Below are 21444 nucleotides of genomic sequence, written 5' to 3'. Positions count from 1 at the left end.
AACATATGGCGCAAAGAAAGGGGAGGCGCGAACCTCCCCTTTCTCATATGGTGTTTCGCTGCGCCTGGCCGGTCGCTACTCTTCGCGGTCGAACTCTTCGGTGGCGTCGAGCGTGCGTCCCGAGTAGTTGACGTGCCCCGTCACCGCCGCCGTATCGCCCGTCCCGATGAACCGCGCGGCAGCTTGTTGGTAATCGTCGAGAGCGCGCTCGAACAGTGCCGGGAAGCTTTCCGTGCGAACGGCTTGAGTGAAGGGGTCGGTCCATTCGTTGCGCGCCAAGTTTCCCGCGCCCGCCGGCGGCTCGGCGGTCACGCGATGCGCTAGCGCCTGCAGCAGGGAGTAATCTTTGACGAGGCCTTCGAGGCGAGCGAGGGCGCACGTTCGTACAGAGCCAGCCGGCTCGATCACGCGGTAGGCGAGCTGCATGTCCGCCACGGCACCACCGTATTCATTCGCGCCTACGCTTATGCCGTACACGCTGTTCGCGACAAAGCTCGTGAGCGCGCCCGCCACCTTGTCGATGCGGGCGCTTGTGACGAGCTCGCCGGCGGGCGGATAGTCCGCCACGGTCGCCCCATCGCGCTTGATTTGGAGCATGAGCACGTCGAGGTCGCTTTCAATCACTGCATGAACTTGGCTTCCCGCGCCCGTAAGGTCATCGTCCGCCTCTTGAATGTCCCATTGCTGCGCATATACAAAGGGATGGGCGTTGCGGTCCAGAATGTAGTGGGAGAGTAGGCCGAGCGTCCATGCGCGGCCAACGCCCGCATCGGCGGGCTGCAGGTGTGTCACGCCGTCGCGCAAGGCGGCAAGCTGCTTTGACATGCGGCTGCGGTGCATGACGCGCGCGAGTTCCATGCAAGTGCCCATGTGGGGCGTGCGGACCCGGAAGAAGAACGGGTCGGGGCCCTGGTTGGCGAGCAGGAAGGCGGCGCGCTCGTCATCTGAGGTTATGAGCCCTTCGGGAAGACGCTCGATGCTTTCCTCGCCGAACAGTCGATGGGTGATCAGTGCGGGCATGGGGACTCCTTTTTCAAAAAAGAAACGTCTGTCGCTCATTATTCCCAGCTGGGAGCAGTTATCTCATGAGATTTTGCGATGTGAGGGGGCGCTCTCGCAAGCGGGCTGCGAGGGATGTGCAAAATAGGGACGTATCCCCATTTTGCACATCCCTCCGGCGCGGGTGGGCGTTCCGGCGTTGCCCCATCCGACTGCGCCAGAAACGGTATCGAAATGGTTTTGAAATCCATAATGTTGCGCGTAGCTGGGGAAATAAGGTATAACAGGCTCTTGTTTGCACGGAAATAAGGGGGGATCGCATGGCCAACATGATTGAGATACACGGCCTGAACAAGTACTTCGGTGACCTGCATGTCCTCAAGGACATCGACCTCACGGTCGCGGAGGGCGAGAAGGTCGTCATCATCGGACCGTCTGGGTCGGGCAAGTCGACGCTCATCCGCTGCGTCGATTACCTGGAGGAGCCCACCAGCGGTGAGGTCATCATCGATGGCACGCCGCTCACCAAGAAGAACCACCTGGAGATGGCCCGTACGTACAGCTCCATGGTGTTCCAGCAGTTCAACCTGTATCCGAACATGACCGTGCTGGGCAACCTCACGCTCGCGCCCATCAAGCTGCAAAAGAAGTCCAAGGAGGAGGCGAACGCCGCCGCCATGGCGGCCCTCAAGCGCGTGGGCCTCGCCCACAAGGCAGGGGAGTACCCCCAGAACCTCTCCGGTGGCCAGCAGCAGCGCGTCGCCATCGCCCGCGCCCTGTGTACCAAGCAGCCCATCATCCTGTTCGATGAGCCCACCTCGGCACTTGACCCCGAGATGGTCCAGGAGGTGCTCGACGTCATGATCGAGCTCGCGCAGGAGAACATCACCATGATCTGCGTGACGCACGAGATGGGCTTCGCCCGCCAGGTCGCCGATCGCGTCATCTTCATGGACGACGGCCGCATCCTCGAGGAGGGCACGCCCGAGCACTTCTTCGACAATCCGACGAACCCGCGTTGCCGCGACTTCCTCGCGAAGATCCTGCACTAAAGGCGAGGGGATGTGTATGAAGGACATGATGACGTACGGGTGGCGCGACCGCCTGCCATTCGCCCCCGGCGCCGGCGATGGGCTCGTCGCCAATGGCCGCGGCGTCTCCTGCACGGGTACTCGATGCGGAACCGAGCCCAGCTTGAGCCGTCGTTCGCTTCTGCGCGGCGTCGCTGCCGCGGCAATGCTCGCCGGAGCCGGCGCGCTGACGGGCTGCGGTGCGGACGGAGCCAGCGCCGGCTCCTCGTCCGTCGCCACGCCCGGCTCCAAGCTCTCCGCCATTAAGGCGCGCGGGCAGCTGAACGCCGGCGTTAAGAAGGACGTGCCAGGCTACGGTTACTACGACCCCGCCGCCCAGGTCTACGAGGGCATGGAGATCGACCTGTGCTACCAGGTCGCCGCCGCCATCTTTGGCGTGAGCTACGATGAGGCGCGCGAGCGCGGGCTCGTGGCGTTCACCGACGTCACGCCCAAGACCCGTGGTCCGCTCATCGACAACGACCAGCTCGACGTGGTGTGCGCCACCTACACCATCACGCCCGAGCGTCGCGAGAGCTGGGACTTCTCCACCGCGTACCGCACCGACTACGTGGGCCTTATGGTCAAGAAGCGCAGCGGCTTCGCCCGCATCGCCGACCTCGATGAAAAGATCATCGGCGTGAGCCAGGGCGCCACCACGCAGAGCCTCATCGAGCAGATGCTCGTGGACGAGGATATCGACGCGACTCCGGAGTTCCTGGCGTTTTCCGGTTACCCCATCATCAAGAGCTCGCTCGACGCGGGTAACATCGACTGCTTCGCCATGGACCGCTCCACGCTTGCCGGCTACATGAACGAGACGGTCGAGCTGCTCGAGCCCGAGGTGAAGTTTGGCGAGCAGCAGTACGGCATTGCCACGAAGAAGGGCAGCGACCTGTCCGCCGTGGTCGACCAGTGCGTGCAGGACTGCGCGGCGAGCGGCTGGCTCGACGAGGAGATCGAGAAGTGGGGGTTGGTGTAAATGCTCGAAGGACTACTTGATCCCCAGCGCTGGACGCTGACGTTCGCCAACATGGGACCGTTTTGGGAGGGCTTTGGCGTGACCTTGCGCGTCGTCGCCGCGGGCCTCGCCCTCGCCCTGCTGCTGGGCACGCTGCTCGGCGTCCTGTCCACCACGCGCTCGCGCATCCTGCGCGGCATCTCCCGCGTATACGTTGAGTTCTACCAGAACACGCCCCTGCCCGTGCAGGTGCTGTTCATGTACATGGCCGGCCCGCAGTTCCTGCAGGCCATCACCGGCGCGGCGCAGCCCGTGCGCATCGCCCCGTTCGCGCTCGGTGCCCTCGGTGTGGGCCTGTACCACGCTGCCTACGTGGCTGAGGTCATCCGCACCGGCATAGAGGCCGTCCCGCGCGGCCAGATGGAGGCGGCGCAGAGTCAGGGCTTCTCCCGCGTCCAGACATACGCGTACATCGTGTTGCCGCAGACGTTCAAGATCATCCTGCCGCCCCTGTGCAACCAAGCACTCAACCTGGTCAAGAACACCTCGGTGCTTGCGCTGGTCGCTGGCGGCGACCTCATGTACCGCTCTGACAACTTCGTGAGTCTCTACGGGTACCTGCAGGGATACATCGTCTGCTGCTTTATGTACTTCATCATCTGCTTTCCTTTGGCCATGCTCGGTCAGTGGCTCGAGCGCCGCAGCAAGCAGCGCCCGCGCGCCAAGGTCATCCCCGGCGTGACGGACGTCGCCGGCGCTACGGATGCCGCTGCCGTGCCCGCCCCGGCTACCGGAAAGGAGGCGTAGGCGATGGAGATCTTCAACGCGACCAATCTCATCTACATCTTGGGTGGCTTCGTCAAGACCGTCGAGATCTCGGTGCTGTCCATCATTTGCTCGGTCATCCTGGGCACGGTGCTCGCGCTCATCAAGAGCTACGCGCCCCGTCCGTTCCGTTGGCTGGTGAGCGCCTACATCGAGCTGTTCCGCTGTACGCCCAACCTGCTGTGGATCCTGTTCATCTACTTCACGGTGCAGGGCATTGACATCTTCATCTCGACGCTCGCGTTCACCCTGTTTACGAGCGCCGTCATGGCCGAGATCGTGCGCGCGGGCCTGAACGCCATCCCCGCCGGACAGTTCGAGGCGGCGCGCAGCCAGGGCTTTGGCTTCTTTGCCACCATGCGCTACATCATCCTGCCGCAGACGTTCCGCACCATCACGCCGGCGCTGTTCGGCCAGTGCACCACGGTGATCAAGGACAGCTCGTACCTCTCGGGCATCAACGTGGCGGAGTTCATGTACACCACCAATGTGGTCATGGCGCACGCGATCGCACTCGATCAGGTGCTCATGCTATACGGTTTCGTGTTCGCGCTGTATTTTGCGCTGAACTTTGGCATCTCGCTGCTGGTCCGCCGGTACCAGCGTAAGGCCATCGCGGCATAGTCGGCGCGCCCGGACACCCCGCCTTGGTGCTCAGTTGGCCGTTTTCGCACGGGCCTGGCGCCTCGCAGCGGGCGAGCGTCTTTCCCTGCACGCCAATCTGGGGCGCCCGGATGCGCCTTGAGCTTTAATCGGTTCTCTCGTAAGGAGAAGGAATGGGTTACCTAAAGAATCGTTTCGAGCGTAGGCTCGCTGCCGAGCAGGAGGCGCGCGCCGATCAGCCCGTGGTCATCACCATTGCGCGCGACTACGGCGCGGAGGGCCACGAGATCGGCAAGATGCTTTCCGTCGAGTTGGGCATCCCGCTCTATGACAACGAGCTGCTCGTGCGCTCCGCCACGCGCGCGGGTGAGGCGCTCGACAAGGTTGCCGAGTACGACGAGCGCATGGCCGCGGAGTTCATGGCGTTTCTGCCCGACCGCGCAGATTCGCGCACGCTCTCGGACAAGCTCTTCAAGTCGATGAGCCAGGTGATCGTGGACTTGGCGGCTACGCGTAGCTGCATCATCGAGGGCCGCCTATCCGATTACCTGCTGCGCAACAACCCCAACCACATCGCGGTGCTGGTGACGGCGCCGTTCGATGCACGCGTTGAGATCGTGCGCGGCAAGCGCGGGCTGGACAAGCGCGCCGGCGCCAAGCTCGTGCGCGAGCGCCAGCATGCGCGCGAGGCGTTCTACAAGCGCTACTCTGCGGGCAAATGGAAGATGACCGATGGCAAGGATATCGTGGTTAACCGCGCCAAGCTTGGGCGCCAGGGATGCGTGGACGTGATCGCGGCTGCGTACCGCTCCAAGCTACGCGAGGCCGAACAGGCGAGCACGTCTACCGATTTGCGGCATTGAATTGAGAGGGGGCAGCGGACGGAGCGCCCGCGAACCCCACCGAAGCATCGAGAAAAGATATCTAAGTCAAGTACACTTAGATATGATGACAATATGACGCTTAAAAAACTTGTGCGTCTGTGAATAATAGGCGGCGATGCGGGCATAACCGGATTGTCAAACAAAGACGCGCGCCCCAAAGGGCACGCGCAAAGGCGCGAGACACCCCGCCCCGCGCGCATCACGAAGGAGTGATCGATTATGGCAATGGTTCCGTATCGTCAGGGTTATGGCGTCCTCCCCGTTTCCACCAACTCGCTGTTCGACATCTTCGACGACATGATGGACATCCCGCGCACGGCGCTTGCCGCGAAAGCGTTCCCCATCGACGTTGAGGACAAGGGCGACGCCTACGAGGTCAAGGCGTATCTCACCGGTGTCACCAAGGACGATCTGGACGTTGAGCTCAACGAGGGCCGTCTGTCCATCTCCGTCAACGTTGAGGAGAAGGAGGAGGACAAGGGCAAGAACTACCTCCAGCGCGAGTTCACTTCCTATAGCGCCACGCGCGGCGTTTATCTCAAGGACGCGGCGAGCGAGGGCCTGTCCGCCACGTTTGCCGACGGCGTCCTCACGGTTAACGTGCCCAAGTTCGTCGAGAAGAAGAACGTCACGAAGATCTCCATCGACTAACGTGGCAGCGCGTTAGAAGATTGATATCGGACGGTTTTGGCCGGCGCTTCGGATGCGGAGCGCCGGCTTTTCGCTGCCTCGGTCGAGTGTGGCGCTCGAGCCCAGCTCGTCGTCCAGCTGTGCCCCTACGGCTTCGGCCAGTGCGCGCACGGCGAGGCTCGGGCGGTTATTCTCCTGCGAGATGTGCATGGCGACCACGTGCTCGGTTCGGCTGGTGATCAGCTGCGGTAGCGCCTCGGCGGCTTGCGCGTTGGAGAGGTGCCCGCGTTCGGAGATGATGCGGTCCTGCAGGTAGCGAGGATAGGAGCCGGTGCGGAGCATCGGCACGTCGTGGTTGCTCTCAAGCGCGAGAATGCGCACATCGGCAAGCAGACGCATGGCGCCAGGCGGCAGGGTGCCGGTATCGGTGGCATAGCCGATCGAGTCTCCATTGCAGGAGAATCTAAAACCCACCGGATTGACGACGTCGTGCGAGGTGGGGAAGGTCTCAACGCGCACTCCGGCGACTTCGAGGACCTCGCCCGGCATGAACGTCTCAAAAGGCAGGCAGGCGAGGTATTTGCGCGCTTCCGCCGTGCCCGAGCTCGCGAACAGAGGCCCGTCGAAGCGTTTGACCCACACGGACACGCCGCTCACATGGTCGCTGTGCTCGTGCGTGAGGATAAGCGCACGCACGTCGTCCTCGTTCAGGTCGAGGTCGTGCATGCGGGTGAGCACCTCCCGGCGGGAAAAGCCGTCATCGATCATGATGAGCCCTTGAGGCCCTTCGATGAGGGCGCAGTTGCCCTGCGACCCGCTTCCGAGGATGTGAAGGTGAAGGGGACGCGGGAACGGCGTTGCGACTGGTTGCTTCATGGCGTTACAGGCTCCTCGCAGATACAATGCGTACAGGTGGATATGGCAGAAGGGGTGGGACATGCCCACAGTTTCCCAACGGTATGGCACGCGACGCGCCACGGCGCCCGCCGCTCGGGCGCTCGAGCGGCGCGCCCCCGTTGTCCTCATGGTATCAGGCGGTGCGGACTCAACGGCGCTGTTGCTCCTGGCGTGCACGGGAACGCTCGATATGGACGACGGTAGGGGCCGCACGCGCATCGCTCGCGAGCGCCTCCATGTGCTTCACGTGAATCATCATCTGCGGGGAGAGGCGTCCGATGGCGACGAGCAGTTCGTGCGCGCCCTCTGCGAACAGCTGGGGGTGCCGCTTTGCGTCGAGCACGCGAGCTTTGCCGATCTGGGCGGGCAAAACCTCGAGGGTGCCGCACGCGAGGTTCGCTATGCCGCAGCGCGCCGGTATGTAGGGGAGCTCTCGCGAAAAGCGGGAACCCCTCGCTCCGCCGCGCGGATTCTCACGGCTCACACCTCGAGCGATCGAGCCGAGACGTTTTTCATGAATGCCATCAAAGGCTCCGGCGCGGCTGGGCTCTCGAGCATCCCGCGCCGGCGAAACATCATCGTGCGCCCCCTGCTCGACCGAACGCATGAGGAGCTGGTGCGCTATTTGGAGGTCACCGGCCAGCCGTGGCGCGAGGACGCGAGCAACCAAGACACGAGGTATCTACGCAACTACGTGCGTCACCGCCTCATGCCCGTTGCGCAGGAACGCAATCCGAACGTGGAGCGCAGCGTGAGCGCGGCGTGCGACATCTTGGGCGACGAGGACGCGTTCATGTCTCAGCTCGCCGCGACTGCCCTGCGCGGTTGCGAGCGCCGTCGGGCTGCGGGGCTCATCGTGCTCGACGCCGCGCGTCTCGCGGCGGCGGAGGTTGCCATCGCGCGACGCATCGTGCGCCTGGCCGTACGCGAGCTCGATACCGAGGCGCGTTTGGAGATGCGCCATGTGGAGGCGGTCCTTGCCTGCGTGGCTCGCGCGGAGGGCTCCGTGACCCTTCCGGCGGGAATCGATGCGCGCATCGAGTTCGGCACGCTCGCCCTGCGAACGCCCGAGGAGCGCGAACGCGCCACTGCAGGCTGGCTTGCGATTCCCGGGCAGTTGCGCACGGCGGCAGGTGGCGTGGTCGAGGCGGAGTTGGTGGAGCTTCCCGCCGGCACCGACGGCGTCGCCTTGGCGCGGGAGGTGTCGTCCGCACGTGGGGACGCGCTCTCGGCGACAAGCGACGCGCCCGCATCGGTGCTGATCGACGCGGCGGCGCTCGGCTATGCGGCGCACGATCTCCCGCGCTTGGCGGAGGACCAGCGTTGGGGCGTTGCGGGCTCGTCCGTGCCGAGTCGAGACGGGCTGCGCCTGTGGGTGGATGTCCCGGCGCCGGGCGACATGCTCTGCCCCTTTGGCATGTGCGGGCGCAGCAAGAAGCTTTCGGATCTCCTTAATGAGGCGCAAATTCCACGTTCCGAGCGCGCGTACACGCCCGTGGTGCGGACTTCCCCCGGCGGTGCGATCGTGTGGGTGGCACCAGTTCGTTTGGACGATCGCTTTAAATGCACCGCCACCAGCAAAGTCTTGGTAAAATTGACATTTCGTCCCGTTGCGGACGTGCAGTAACTCCCAAACGGGTATGCTGCAATTATCTGCATACGCGCCATGAAAGGGTATCCATGGAAACGATTCATCCCGATGTTGAGAAGGTCCTGTTCTCGGAGGAGGACATCGCCGCCATGGTCAAGCGCCTGGGTGCGCAGATCTCCGAGGATTACCAGGGCAAGGACCTTGTGCTGATCGCCGTCCTGCGCGGCGCGGTCGTCTTCATGGGCGACCTCATGCGCGCCATCGACGCTCCGCTCTCCATCGACTTCATGGCCGTGTCGAGCTACGGCGACGGCGCCAAGTCCTCGGGCATCGTGCGCATCATCAAGGACCTCGACATCGACATCAAGGGTCGCGACGTTCTCATCGTCGAGGACATTCTCGATTCCGGCCTAACGCTCAAGTATCTCATGGCGAACCTCGCCAGCCGTGGTCCCGCTTCGCTCGAGGTCTGCACCTTCCTGTGGAAGGACGTCGAGGGCAAGCAGGCGGCCATCGATCCCAAGTACGTGGGCACGCACTGCCCCGATGCCTTTGTGGTGGGCTATGGCTTGGATTATGCCGAGCATTACCGCAATCTGCCTTATGTGGGCGTTCTCAAACCGGAGGTTTACGCATAGCATGACCGATCGCACAGACGATTACGCACGGGGACCCGTCGCCCTCCTTGCTGAGGGAGGCGGGTCCGGCAATGGAAATGGCGGGCCAACGCCCCCGCAGGGAGTGGGTCCTACGGACGATGGTGGTAACCGGGGCGGCAATGGCTTCGGGCCCTTTGGTGGACCCGAAGGGGCGGGAGGTCCCTCGCGCACGGGATGGATCTACTTTGCCTTCGCCTGCATTCTGCTTGGTTACACGTTTTGGAATCTCGGTGGCGGTCTTCGTCAGGGTGATAAGCCCACGGAGCTCGCTACCAGTGATTTTGTTGCCGCCGTGGAGGCAGGTCGCGTTGACGAGGCAACTTATACGGTGATCGACGGTACGGTGAGCGGCACGTATTGGCCCGAGGGCGAGAGCCGGTCCAAGAAGAACTTGGAAACGTTCACCTCCACCTATGTGGGCTCCGATTCGCTGGCCGAGCTCATGGCCGAGCATCCCAAGACCACGTACAAGGTGGATACCGAGGATCCCGATGCATTGATGAACCTGCTGCTGGCAATTCTGCCCACCGCCGTAATCATCATCGCGATGATGTACTTCATGCGCCAGATGATGGGCGCCAACAACAAGGCCATGCAGTTTGGCAAGACGAACGCCAAGACGACTCCGGCAACGCGTCCCAAGGTCAAGTTCAAGGACGTTGCGGGCATCGATGAGGCAGTAGAGGAGCTCGAGGAGGTCCGTGACTTCCTCGCCGACCCCGAGCGCTTCCGTAAATTGGGCGCCAAGATTCCGCGCGGCGTGCTATTGGTTGGTCCTCCCGGCACGGGTAAGACCCTGCTTGCCAAGGCAGTCGCAGGCGAGGCGGGCGTGCCGTTCTTCACCATCTCCGGCTCCGAGTTCGTCGAGATGTTCGTGGGTGTGGGTGCCTCGCGCGTGCGCGACCTCTTTAAGAACGCCAAAGAGCAGGCTCCGGCGATCATCTTCATCGATGAGATCGACGCCGTGGGTCGTCAGCGCGGCGCGGGCCTGGGCGGAGGTCACGACGAGCGCGAACAGACGCTCAACCAGTTGCTCGTCGAGATGGACGGTTTCGAGGAGAGCGAGAGCGTGATCCTCATCGCCGCTACCAACCGCCCCGATGTGCTCGATCCGGCGCTGCTGCGTCCGAGCCGCTTTGACCGCCAGATCACGGTCGACCGCCCCGACGTACGCGGCCGCGAGCAGATCCTGCGCGTGCACGCGGCGAACAAGCCGCTCGACACGGACGTGAGTTTTGAGAAGCTCGCGCAGCTCACGGTTGGATTTGCCGGTGCCGACTTGGCGAACCTGCTCAACGAGGCGGCTCTGCTCACCGCCCGCCGCAACCGCTCGCTCATCTCGATGGACGAGATCGAGGAGTCCATGGAACGCGTCATGGCGGGTCCGCAGCGTAAGAGCCGCGTGATGAGCGAGGCCGAACGTACGACCATCGCCTACCACGAGAGCGGTCACGCACTGGTGGGCCACGTTTTGGACAACGCCGACCCGGTGCACAAGATCTCGATCATCAGCCGCGGCCAAGCGCTCGGCTACACCATGCAGCTGCCGGCCGAGGACCATTTCCTTAAGACGCGTCGCGAGATGCTCGACGAGCTCGCCGTGTTCCTGGGCGGTCGCGTGGCAGAGGAGCTCATGTGCACGGACATCACGTCTGGCGCGAGCAACGACCTTGAGCGCGCCACCAAGCTGGCTCGCGAGATGGTCACGCGCTTGGGCATGAGCGAGGAGCTGGGCACGCAGGTGTTCGGCGAGGCCCAGCATCAGGTGTTCCTCGGCCGCGACTACGCCGACCATCAGGATTACTCCGAGGAGACGGCTCGTCGCATCGATACCGAGGTCCAGCGCATCATGCGTGAGGCGCATGAACGCGCAGCCGAGATCCTCTCTGCCCGCCGCGATCAACTTGACCTTATGGCCAAGGTTCTGCTTGAGCGCGAGACCGTTGAGGGCGAGGCCGTCGATGCCCTGCTCAACAACGAGTGGGATGCGTATCTGGAGCGCGAGGGCGATATCGCTGCCGCCAAGGAGGCGCGCAACGAGGCAGCCGCCAACGGTGCCGACCCCGCTGTTGTCGAGGCCGAGCGCGCCCGTCGCGCCAGGCCGCGCCAGAGCGACGAGGAGATCGCCGCCGAGGCGGCTGCGTTCGCGCAGGCAGCCGTTGCAGACGAGGGCGTCAGCAAGCCGTGTGCCCCCGACGGGGATGCTTCCGTTGGGGCCGACCCTTCAGCCAAGTAGCCCATGCCGCTCGCCGGGAAAATCAGACCGTTCACAAGAAAAAGAAGGCTCCATCAACTTGACGATGGGGCCTTCTGGTTTTTATACTCTCGCCTGCAAACAAGAAATGCGGAAGGTTACCTCGAACCACTCTTGGGCCTCACCAAACTCTTGGACTGCTCGCGGCCATGCCGGCAGTCTGTTTGGTGGGGTTATTTTTATGCCGCGACGCGGCGAAGGAGTGAGAACCATGGGTTTCCTTTCCAATCTCTTTGGCGGCAAGCAGGCCGCGGAAAAAACCGCTTCCCATAACGAGAACGCTGTCGCGGAGCAACCCTCCACCGAGGACGCGCCGGCAGCTGCAACTGGCATCTCGGCGCTGTGCCCGGTTCCCGGCACCGCCATGGATATCGCCGAGGTCGCCGACCCGGTATTCTCCAGCAAGGCCATGGGCGACGGTATTGGCATCAAGCCCGTCTCCGGTGAGCTCGTCGCGCCCTTCTCGGGCACGGTCGAGGCGCTGTTCCCCACGTGCCATGCGCTCGCCATCAAGAACGAGAGCGGCGTGGCTGTTATGCTGCATATCGGTATCGACACGGTCGACATGAAGGGCGAGGGCTTCACCGCCCACGTCGCCCAGGGCGACTACGTCGAGCAGGGCCAGCTGCTCGTGACGTTCGACCGCGACAAGATTGCCGCCGCGGGTTACGATGACACCACGATGGTGATCGCCGCCGAGGTTCCCGCCGGGCTTACCGTTGCTACGTGCGAGCCGGGCTCCGTCGCCTTCGGTGAGCGCGTGCTGAGCTTCGCCTAGGCGTATCGCCAAGACGGGCACGGGATACACGCGGGAGCGGTTATGGTCATCAAGCGCATTTACAACAACAATGTAGCCATGGTCGAGGACGAGGGCGTCGAGCGCATCGCCATCGGCCGCGGCATCACGTTCGGCCGCTCGCGCGGCGACGAGCTTGACACATCCGCCGTTGAGAAGGTATTCACCCTCGACGATCCCGATTCGCTCAACCGCCTCGAGCGTCTCATCAAGGGCATTCCCAGCGAGTATCTCTCCGTTGCCGAGGATATTGTCGCCATGCTCCGCGCGGAGCTGGGAAGCGATGTCGACGACAACGTCCTCATCGCGCTGACCGACCATATCTCCATGGCCATCGAGCGTGAGCGCGCTGAGGTTCCCTGCGACAATCCCCTTCTTATGGAGACTCGCCGGTTCTATAAGAAGGAGTTCGCCCTGGCCCTCCGCGCGCAGGACATCATCGAGGACCGCCTGGGCATTCGCGTATCCGAGGGCGAGGTGGGCTTCATAACGCTTCACATCGTGAACGCCACCATGCGGCAGCGCGCCGACCACCTCATGCTGTCCATCAGCATGATCAATGAGATTTTGGGTATCGTGGCCGAGGCATTCGACCTCGTGTACGACGAGGAGTCCATCCAATACGAGCGCTTCCTGCGCCACTTGCAGTTCTTCGCCCAGCGCGTGCTCGACAAGAGCGTCGTGCAGTCGGAGGACACCTTCCTGTTCCATTTGGGTAAAGACCAGTATCCCGCCGCGTTCGAGTGCACCGAGCGCATTGGCGGGCACGTGGCGAGCACCTACGGGTGCGCGGTCGCGGACGCCGAGAAGGGTTACCTGGTGTACCACATCATGAATCTCGTCAATGCCGCACGCGCCGAAGCGCCAGCGGCCCCATCCGCCGCCGAGTAGAGCGCGGGCAAGAAGAAAGGAGTTTTGGGTAATGGCAAATCTGAAGAGCGCGTTGGAGGTGTTTTCCAAGTCCATCGTGCAGCCGTTGATGTATCTTTCCGTGGCGGGTACCGTGCTGATCTTGGGCATCCTCCTCACCAACCAGACCATCGTGGCGGCCGTTCCGTTCCTGCAGCTTCCCGTGTTCGCCGTCAGCGGCAAGGTGATCTACAACAGCCTTATGTTCATCGTGAACAATCTGGCCGTGCTGTTCTGCGCGGGCATTGCGGGCGCCATGGCCAAGAAGGACAAGGGCCATGCCACTCTCATCGGCCTCATGTCGTTCTTCCTGTTCCTGAACGCCAACAACATCGTGCTCGAGGCGATGGGCATGCTCGCCGAGCCCACGCAACTCGGTCTCGTGGGCACCGGCCAGTCCTCCGTCCTCGGCATCCAGGTCCTCGACATGGGCGTGTTCGGCGGCATCGTGCTCGGTTGCCTTGCCGGCTGGGTGTTCAACAAGTTCGGTGGCAAGCAGTTCCCCGTGGCCCTGTCCATGTTCTCGGGCGTGCGTTTCCCCTTCCTCATCATGATCGTGATCTCCCTTGTTCTGGGTGCCGGTGCTTGCGTGGTGTGGCCGCCCGTTCAGGGCGCCATCGCGTCGCTCGCTGGCATGATCCAGGAGAGCGGCAGCATCGGCCTGTTCGTGTACGGCATGCTCAACAAGCTGCTTGTTCCTCTCGGCCTGCATCACCTCATCTACACCCCGTTCCAGTTCTCCGATGTGGGCGGCACCCTCGCCTTGGGTGAGACCGTCATCGCCGGTGCCTACCCCATACGCGTTGCCGAGATGGCCATGGAGGGCGTGCCCTTCTCTCCCAGCACCTACTTCAACAGCTACACCTTCAACAACCTGTGGCCGTACCTGGGCATCGGCGCCGCGTTCATCGTGACCGCCTATAAGCAGAACAAGGACAAGACCCGCGCCGTCATCATCCCGCTCATGATCACCGCGGTCCTCACCTGCATCACCGAGCCCATCGACTTCCTGTTCGTGTTCTCGGCTCCCGTCCTGTTCGTGGTCCACTCCATCCTGTCCGGCATCAGCCTCGTGCTTCTGCAGGTCCTCAACATCCCGGCTTCCACCGCGGGTGGCATCATCAACATCGTGGTATCCAACCTGGTGCTGGGTGTCGAGAAGACCAACTGGCCCATGATGCTTGTGCTCGGCGTGGTCAATGCCGCCCTGTACTTCGTCATCTTCACCGTTCTCATCAAGAAGCTCAAGCTGCACACCCCGGGCCGCGAGGGCAATGAGGACAACGCCTCCGCCGTGTCCGCCCCCGACGCCGCAGCTCCGGCAGCCGCTGTCGACACCGCCGGCGACGATGCCATCCTCGACCTCATCAAGGGTCTGGGCGGCAAGGAAAACATCCAGTCCGTCGAGAACTGTTTCACCCGTCTGCGCGTGAGCGTCGCCGACGAGAGCCTCGTGAACGAGGACTTCATCAACCGCATGGAGAACAGCGGCATCGTGCGCAAGGGCAACGACGTTCAGATTATCTTCGGTATGAAGGTCGCCAGCGTGCGCGGCGCCGTCGAGGACGCGCTCGAGAAGATGTAATCGGCTCCCATACCGTCATGTTTCCCTAACGGCGGTGGGAAACCGGGGCCGGGCGCGCAAGCCCGCTCGGCCCCGCATGGGGGTGCCATCCGGGCACCCATTTAGGCAAGCGAAGTTCGCACTCGTAATTCGTGTCACGAAAGGAAGCGTTACTTCAATGATCATTACTCTGGCTGGTGGCGGCTCCACCTTCACTCCCGGCATCGTCAAGTCTATCGCCCTGCGCAAGGACGAGCTCGAGGTCGACGAGATCCGTCTGTACGACATCAACGAGGAACGCCAGCGCAAAGTGGGCGTGCTCGTCGACTGGATTTTGCATGAGGACCTCAAACTCGACATCAAGCTCACGGTGACCACCGACAAGGCCGAGGCCTTCACCGACGCCGATTTCGTGTTCGCTCAGATGCGCGTGGGCGGTTACGCCATGCGCGAGCAGGACGAGAAGATCCCGCTGCGTCACGGCTGCGTGGGTCAGGAGACCTGCGGCTGCGGCGGCCTCGCCTACGGAATGCGCACCATCTTCCCCATGATCGAGCTTATCGACGATGTGGAGAAGTACGCAAAGTCCAGCTGCTGGATCTTGAACTACTCCAATCCGGCGGCAATCGTGTCCGAAGCCTGCCGCAAGATGCGCCCCAATGCCCGCATCATCAACATCTGCGACATGCCCATCGCCATCATCGACCTCGTGTGCGCCGCGCTCGAAATCAACAAGAAGGACGTTGAGTACGACTACTTCGGCCTCAACCACTTCGGCTGGTTCACCAGCATCCGCCACAAGGGCGAGGAGGTGCTCCCGCAGCTGCGCGCCTACATCAAGGAGCATGAGATCCTGCTGCCGAGCAGCTACCTCAAGGGCATGAGCTCGCTTATGAAGTCCAACACCGACAACGAGGACGAGAGTAAGCAGAATCGTCATACGAAGGGTTCCTGGTACTACGTGTGGAAGGGCGTCTACGAGATCATGGAGCTCTTCCCGGAGTACCTGCCCAACACCTATCTCAACTACTACCTGCAGCAGAAGGAGTTTGTGGAGCACTCCAACCCCGAGCGCACCCGCGCCAACGAGGTGGAGGAGACCCGCGAGGCCAATCTGTTCGCCGGTATCGACCGGTACGAGAAGACGGGTGAGATCGACGAGAGCACCTTCTACGCCGGCAGCCACGGTGACTGGATTGCCGATCTGGCCGTCGCGTTGAAGAACGACACCAAGGCCCGCTTCTTGGTGATCTGCCAGAACAAGGGCGCCATTCCCAACATGCCCTATGACGCTATGGTCGAGCTGCCCGCCTATATCGGCAAGAACGGCCCCGAGGTCATTTCCCGCGACAACATTCCGCTGTTCCAGCAGGGTCTCATGATGCAGCAGCTCAACTCCGAGAAGCTCGTGGTCGAGGCCTGCATCGAGGGTTCCTACGAGAAGGCGCTCCAGGCCTTCACGCTCAACAAGACGGTGCCGTCCATGACGGTGGCCAAGGAGGTCCTCGACGACATGATCGAGGCCAACAAGGAGTTTTGGCCCGAGCTGAAGTAAGGCGGATTCGAACCATCGCATATCTGGGTAGTTTTCCATAATGCGCTGCCCATCCCAGAGCGGGTCTTCCTTGGCGAAGGCCCGCTTTTTCAATTCGGTTGCTATTTCGATATTCGTCTGCTTGATTGCGAACGAGAATGCGTAAAATGCGTCCAATTGTTACCACCTTGGTGTAAGCAACGTCTTGGCACTTAACACCTAGGCCGCCATGCTGTGCATCTCTCTCGCAAATTTCAGTTAATTCGAAGCAACGTGTCAGATTGCTTCGCCGTCGTGGGTATCATGGGGCAAAACCAACCGCACGGAAACGGGACTGCTATGTTGAACGAGACCATGTACGCATACGGCGCGGCAAGTTCGAAGATTCGCGAGATCTTCGCGTACGGATGCGAGCGCAAGGCCCAGATTGGTCCAGAGAACGTGTTCGACTTCAGCCTTGGCAACCCGAGCATCCCCGCGCCCGATGCCGTGCGCGCTTCCATTGAACGCTCGCTTGCCGAGCTGAGCCCCGAGGAGCTGCACGGCTACACGCCCGCGCCCGGCCTGCCCGCTGCGCGTGCCGCGGTGGCGGCGTCGCTCAATCGTCGGTTCGATACGGCGTATGAGGCCTCCGATGTGTTCATGACCGTGGGCGCCGCCGCCTCCATCTCCTGCACGCTGCATGCCCTCACCAACCCCGGTGACGAGGTCGTCGTGGTGTCCCCGTATTTCCCCGAGTACAAGGTGTGGATCGAGTCGTGCGGTTGCACGTGTGTGGAGGCACCGGCGAAGCCCTACACGTTCCAGCTCTCGGTGGGTAGCATCATGCGTGCCATCACCCCGCGCACGGCGGCCATCATCGTGAACTCGCCCAACAATCCCACGGGCGCGGTCTACTCCCGCGATGTGCTGGAGCGCCTTGCAAACTGCCTGCTCGAGGTGAATCGCGACCGAGAGGCCCCCATCTTCATCATCTCGGATGAGCCCTATCGCGAGATCACGTACGGTGCGGAGGTCCCGTGGGTTCCGTCCATCTACGAGCATACGGTGGTGTGCTATTCCTACTCCAAGTCGCTGTCGCTGCCGGGCGAGCGCGTGGGCTGGGTGCTCGTGCCCCCCAGCTGTCATGAGAGCGCCCGCGTCATGGCGGCGGTGGCGGGCTCCGCTCGCGCTCTGGGGTTCGTGTGTGCGCCGTCGCTGTTCCAGCGCGTGGTGATCGACTGCGTTGACGAGCCCTGTGATGTCGAGGCCTACGACCGTAACCGCCGCGCGCTCATGCATTCCCTGGGGGAGATGGGGTACTCAATGGTCGAGCCGCAGGGTGCCTTCTACCTGTGGGTTCGTGCGCTTGAGCCGGATGCCGAGGCGTTTTGCGAGCGCGCCCGCCAGTTCGAGCTGCTGCCCGTGCCGTCCGATAGCTTTGGCACCCCGGGTTGGGTGCGCGTGGGCTACTGCGTGAGCTACGAGACCATCGAGCGCTCGCTGCCCGCTTGGCAAGCGCTCATGGATTCGTATCGCTAGAACCGGGCTCCTCCGGGCATTGCGTCGCGCTGCTCGTTCGTCGCCATCTGCCATGCGTCCGTGCCCCAGATGCACGGGCGCTTTCCGTGCGGGTATCATGTACGGAGTCCGCAATCGAGGAAGGCAGGCACCATGGCATACCGTATCTTGGGAGACGTCCACACGCACACGCTCTACTCGCGCCACGCGTATTCGACCATCCAGGAGAACGTGCGGGCGGCCTCTGCCGCCGGCCTCGAGATCTTGGGATCGACCGACCACTTGAGCAGCATGCTCTACCCCGAGCAGCATATTCGCAACTTCCAGTTCTTCCTCAACACGGCGATTTGGCCGCGAACCTGGGAGGGCGTCACCGTCTTGCACGGCTGCGAGGCGGACATCGAAGGGCTCGACGGGTCGCTGTTCGGCCAGGATATCCCCTGCCGCGAGAGCATCACCGGCGGCACGTATGCAAGCGAGCGCTCGCTGTTCGAGCGCGTGACCGAATCGGCGGATTACGTCATCGCGAGCGTCCACAACACGGATTTTGCCAAGGGCTGCTCGATCTCCGACATCACCGACATGTACGTCGCCGTGCTTGAACAACCGCGTGTCTTCATCCTCGGCCACACGGGCCGTTCGGGCCTGCCGTACGACCTCGACACGGTGCTCGCCTGCGCCAAGGAGCACCATAAGCTCATCGAGGTCAACGAGCACTCGCTGGAGGGCGGTAGCAAGCACGAGGGCGTGTGCCGCAAGATCGCCGAGCGTTGCGCCGAGATGGGCGTGGGTATCGCCGTGTCGAGCGACGCGCACATCGCCCCGCAGATTGGGCGGTTCTCCGCGGTCGAGCGCATGCTCGAGGAGATCCATTTCCCCGAGGAGCTCATCATGAACCGCGGTCGCGAGCCGTTCCTGCGCGAACTTGCCGCCTCGGGTGTATGCGATCTGTCTCAGGTGCTGGGAGAGCAATCATAGCTTCTTAAGAAACCCCCACCAAAATGTAAGGTTTTCGTCACACGCCGAGCGAGCGCGCCTGATATTCTGAAGCCCGATGCGAGGGAGGCGACTCATGGCAAGACGATCGGGCAGAGTGCGCGCGGTGCTGCGCCGCGTTCCGCTGGCGTGCCTCTTGCTGCTGATCGCAGGGACGCTCACCGCTTCCGCTCGTCTGTATACGCGCCGCGTCCAGGAGTCTACGCGTGCGAACGTGACGGCTTCTTCCGCTCTGCCCGCGGCGTATGGCGAAGAGGCTCCGCTGCCCGCGCGTTTTAGCGCCGAGCTCACCTACACGAGCCTCGATGCTCCCGGCAGCGGGGAGGCGTCCACAAGCGTGACGTGGGATGATTCGTGGTTCACCGGAGACGAACATGTGTACAACCATGAGCTCGCGCGGGCGAGTTCCGTTTTGGCGGCCCTGGCGTATTCCGAGTCTGGTTATTACCAGTCGGGGAGCAACCAGCCCGCGTATATGGAAGAGGCTCTGGCGCAACTCGGCTTTGACGAGGTGTGCACCGATTCGTATCGGTTTCGCAGCGAGGTGCTGGACGAGGTCCTCAATCTGGTGACGGACGATGCCGACGGCGTGGCGTACACGATCGCCCGCAAACGTCTGGCATTATCGGGCGGTGACGGCCAAGAGGGCTCGCCCCGCGATGTGATCCTGGTGAGCATACGGGGAAGCTACGGGTCCGAATGGCTGAGCAACCTCGATCTCGCAACGGACGAGACGAGCGACCACGGCGGATATTGCCGTGCCGCGCGGGAGATCTGCGGTGAGGTGGCTGCATGGGCGGATGAGTCCGCTGGCGATGGCGCGGAGGTTTCGGTGCTGTTGGTGGGCCACAGCAGGGGCGGTGCAATCGCGAACCTCGCCGCCGCGGAAATCGACGACTGCCGGGCCGGGACCGTCACCTCATCTGTTGCGGGCGCCGATTCCCTCGCCGGCATTGACCGGGTGTACGCCTACACGTTCGCTTCTCCCGCCACCACGCTCAACGCCCAGGCGCACGATGCGCGATACGCCAATATCTTCAACATCGCGAATCCTTCCGACATCATGCCCTACCTGCCATTGCGTACATGGGGATACGAGCGCTACGGCATCGACAAGGCACTCCCCGCGGTTGATGCAGAGGGATTCGATGAGCTCCGCACCGCGATGGAGCGCTTGTATGAGCAATCGGTTGGAGTGGCGTGCGGCGCCGACCCGTCCGACAAACACGTGGTCGATGCGGTGCTGACCGACGTCGCGCAGGGTATCGGGTCGGTTGAGGAGCTGGTGACCCCACGCGGTGCATGTGCGGTCTTTGCGTCCGTCGCCGCGCGCGTCGATCCGGTCCGCATGCTCTACAGCCATTATCCGAGTACGTACATCGCTTGGATGAACGCGATTGACGAGGATGACCTGACGGAGAGCGGTGCCGTTTAGATGTGCGCTCGCGTGAGGGTCGCAACCATCTCCGTATGGCTTGTGTGGGGGAAGAGGTCCACGGGCGTGAGGCGTTCAACGCGGTAACCGTTCTCGCCGAGAACCGCGAGGTCGCGCACATGCGTTACCGGGTTACAGCTGATGTAGACGATGCGCCGCGGGGCGAGCGCCGCTGCGGCTTCGATGAATTCCGGCGTCGACCCCGCCCGCGGAGGATCCATAACGACCACATCCACGTGCATGTGCGCGTCGGCGGCCTCTCTCATGTACTCGGTCGCGTCGCGGGCGATGAATTCCGCCGTGTCCGCCAGGCCGTTGATCTGTGCGTTCCGCACGGCGTCGCGCACCCCCTCCACATTGCGCTCCACGCCCACGAGGCGTATGCGAACGCCCTGTTTGCGGGCGTGAGCGGCCGCGGCGATGCCGATGGTGCCGCTGCCGCAGTACGCGTCGAGGACCACGGTGCCGTCTTGCAGGTCCATGCCCTCGATTGCCTGTAGGTAGAGCACTTCTGTCTGCTGCGGATTGACTTGGTAAAAGGAGACGGGGGAGATCTCGAATGTGCAGTCGAGCAGCTCGTCGCGCATGCGGGGCTCGCCGTGTAGGATGCGCGTTTCGCCACCCAGGATCGCGTTGGTAACGCGTGGATTGACGTTTTGGGCGATCGTCACCAGTTTGGGATGGGCTTGGGAGACGAGTTCGACAAGCTCCTCGAGGTGCGGCACCTCGCGCGTGCGAGTGACAAGGGTGAGCATCGCCTCCTTCGTGCGCCATCCGCAACGGAGCACGGCGTAACGAAGCTGGCCGCGGCGGAGGTCCTCGTCGTAAGCGGGGATGTTGAGTTCGGTTGCGAAACGCGCGACGTCGCCCAGGAGTTCACGCGCCCCGGGCGCTTCAACGGCGCAGGCGGGGCAGGGGACGATATCGTGCGTTCCCCGGGCGAAGAAACCGCTGCGTACTTCGCCACATGCGCCGGGGGCGAAGGGCGTGGCCGCTTTGTGGCGAAACGACCGCGGTGCCGGGAGTGGTGCATCCGCCACGGTGACGGGCCCCGTCTCGCGCGAGGGTCCTATGCCGAGTACGGGGTCGACATCGACACGCCATCCAAAGCGCTCGATGAGAGGCCGATACAGGTCGGACATGGCGAGCTGCTTGCGGGCGAGCTGCTTGCGGTAGGGGAGCCCCAGCCATTCGCATCCGCCGCATTGGCGCATGATCGGGCAGGGTGCCTTGCGATCCGCGGATGCCGGTTTGTTCTGCTTCGCCATGGGCAATCCATTCGCCAAAGAAGTTGGTACATTGAGGCCAGGCCCCATTGTACACATCTCATGAGGTGG

General features: G+C 63.0%; 19 protein-coding genes. 16 read left to right on the top strand and 3 right to left on the bottom strand.

Annotation, left to right across the window (positions count from 1 at the left end):
- Window positions 1–75: 75 nt before the first annotated feature.
- Window positions 76–1020, bottom strand: a complete 945-nt coding sequence (locus Q5Q88_RS05335) for a zinc dependent phospholipase C family protein (RefSeq protein WP_302742162.1) — start codon at window positions 1018–1020, stop codon at window positions 76–78.
- Between the two features lie 299 nt (window positions 1021–1319).
- On the opposite strand from Q5Q88_RS05335, the gene Q5Q88_RS05330 reads away from it, so the two are divergent.
- The 6 genes from Q5Q88_RS05330 to Q5Q88_RS05305 all read left to right on the top strand — a co-directional run bounded on the left by Q5Q88_RS05330 (window position 1320) and on the right by Q5Q88_RS05305 (window position 5993).
- A complete protein-coding gene (locus tag Q5Q88_RS05330) occupies window positions 1320–2051 on the top strand; it encodes an amino acid ABC transporter ATP-binding protein (protein WP_118652248.1) in 732 nt (243 codons plus the stop codon).
- A gap of 16 nt (window positions 2052–2067) precedes the next feature.
- A complete protein-coding gene (locus tag Q5Q88_RS05325; protein ID WP_302742160.1) occupies window positions 2068–3051 on the top strand; it encodes a transporter substrate-binding domain-containing protein in 984 nt (327 codons plus the stop codon).
- Complete coding sequence (locus Q5Q88_RS05320) at window positions 3052–3837, top strand: amino acid ABC transporter permease (RefSeq protein ID WP_118652251.1); 786 nt, start codon at window positions 3052–3054, stop codon at window positions 3835–3837. It abuts the gene before it with no gap.
- Between the two features lie 3 nt (window positions 3838–3840).
- Window positions 3841–4479, top strand: a complete 639-nt coding sequence (locus Q5Q88_RS05315; RefSeq protein WP_118652254.1) for an amino acid ABC transporter permease — start codon at window positions 3841–3843, stop codon at window positions 4477–4479.
- A gap of 152 nt (window positions 4480–4631) precedes the next feature.
- The gene (locus tag Q5Q88_RS05310; protein WP_118652257.1) at window positions 4632–5321 is read left to right on the top strand and encodes an AAA family ATPase; all 690 of its coding nucleotides are present in this window, start codon (window positions 4632–4634) and stop codon (window positions 5319–5321) included.
- A gap of 240 nt (window positions 5322–5561) precedes the next feature.
- Window positions 5562–5993: an Hsp20/alpha crystallin family protein gene (locus tag Q5Q88_RS05305; RefSeq protein WP_118652260.1), complete on the top strand. Its 432-nt coding sequence runs from the start codon at window positions 5562–5564 to the stop codon at window positions 5991–5993.
- A 12-nt stretch (window positions 5994–6005) separates the two neighbouring features.
- On the opposite strand, the gene Q5Q88_RS05300 is transcribed toward Q5Q88_RS05305, so the two are convergent.
- Entirely contained in the window at window positions 6006–6848 is an 843-nt protein-coding gene (locus tag Q5Q88_RS05300) for an MBL fold metallo-hydrolase (RefSeq protein WP_118652263.1), read from the bottom strand.
- 61 nt (window positions 6849–6909) lie between these two features.
- On the opposite strand from Q5Q88_RS05300, the gene tilS reads away from it, so the two are divergent.
- The 10 genes from tilS to Q5Q88_RS05250 all read left to right on the top strand — a co-directional run bounded on the left by tilS (window position 6910) and on the right by Q5Q88_RS05250 (window position 20107).
- Entirely contained in the window at window positions 6910–8496 is a 1587-nt protein-coding gene (gene tilS / locus Q5Q88_RS05295) for a tRNA lysidine(34) synthetase TilS (RefSeq protein WP_302742157.1), read from the top strand.
- 53 nt (window positions 8497–8549) lie between these two features.
- Complete coding sequence (gene hpt, locus Q5Q88_RS05290; RefSeq protein ID WP_118652269.1) at window positions 8550–9098, top strand: hypoxanthine phosphoribosyltransferase; 549 nt, start codon at window positions 8550–8552, stop codon at window positions 9096–9098.
- A 1-nt stretch (window position 9099) separates the two neighbouring features.
- Window positions 9100–11355, top strand: coding sequence for an ATP-dependent zinc metalloprotease FtsH (ftsH, locus tag Q5Q88_RS05285; RefSeq protein WP_302742155.1), 2256 nt, complete (start codon window positions 9100–9102; stop codon window positions 11353–11355).
- Between the two features lie 229 nt (window positions 11356–11584).
- A complete protein-coding gene (locus tag Q5Q88_RS05280) occupies window positions 11585–12151 on the top strand; it encodes a PTS glucose transporter subunit IIA (protein WP_294121567.1) in 567 nt (188 codons plus the stop codon).
- Between the two features lie 42 nt (window positions 12152–12193).
- Entirely contained in the window at window positions 12194–13060 is an 867-nt protein-coding gene (locus Q5Q88_RS05275; RefSeq protein WP_294121570.1) for a PRD domain-containing protein, read from the top strand.
- Between the two features lie 31 nt (window positions 13061–13091).
- Window positions 13092–14663, top strand: a complete 1572-nt coding sequence (locus Q5Q88_RS05270) for a PTS transporter subunit EIIC (protein WP_294160031.1) — start codon at window positions 13092–13094, stop codon at window positions 14661–14663.
- Between the two features lie 157 nt (window positions 14664–14820).
- Window positions 14821–16197: a 6-phospho-alpha-glucosidase gene (locus Q5Q88_RS05265; RefSeq protein ID WP_302742152.1), complete on the top strand. Its 1377-nt coding sequence runs from the start codon at window positions 14821–14823 to the stop codon at window positions 16195–16197.
- 318 nt (window positions 16198–16515) lie between these two features.
- Window positions 16516–17697 (top strand): pyridoxal phosphate-dependent aminotransferase, encoded by a 1182-nt coding sequence (locus Q5Q88_RS05260; RefSeq protein ID WP_118652287.1) that lies wholly within the window; start codon window positions 16516–16518, stop codon window positions 17695–17697.
- Window positions 17698–17829: 132 nt separating this feature from the next.
- Window positions 17830–18654 carry a phosphatase gene (locus tag Q5Q88_RS05255; protein WP_302742150.1) on the top strand — a complete coding sequence of 275 codons (825 nt, stop codon included), beginning with the start codon at window positions 17830–17832 and terminating at the stop codon, window positions 18652–18654.
- A gap of 94 nt (window positions 18655–18748) precedes the next feature.
- Complete coding sequence (locus tag Q5Q88_RS05250; protein WP_233545981.1) at window positions 18749–20107, top strand: hypothetical protein; 1359 nt, start codon at window positions 18749–18751, stop codon at window positions 20105–20107.
- Here the strand turns inward: Q5Q88_RS05250 and rlmD are convergent.
- Entirely contained in the window at window positions 20104–21375 is a 1272-nt protein-coding gene (gene rlmD, locus Q5Q88_RS05245) for a 23S rRNA (uracil(1939)-C(5))-methyltransferase RlmD (protein ID WP_118652296.1), read from the bottom strand. The two genes, Q5Q88_RS05250 and rlmD, sit on opposite strands and share 4 nt — an antisense overlap.
- Between the last annotated feature and the right edge of the window lie 69 nt (window positions 21376–21444).

The sequence above is a fragment of the uncultured Collinsella sp. genome (assembly GCF_959026545.1).
In the GTDB taxonomy this organism is placed as follows: domain Bacteria; phylum Actinomycetota; class Coriobacteriia; order Coriobacteriales; family Coriobacteriaceae; genus Collinsella.
The sequence above is the reverse complement of the archived record's forward strand: the minus strand, read 5'-3'. Positions and strand labels throughout refer to the sequence as shown.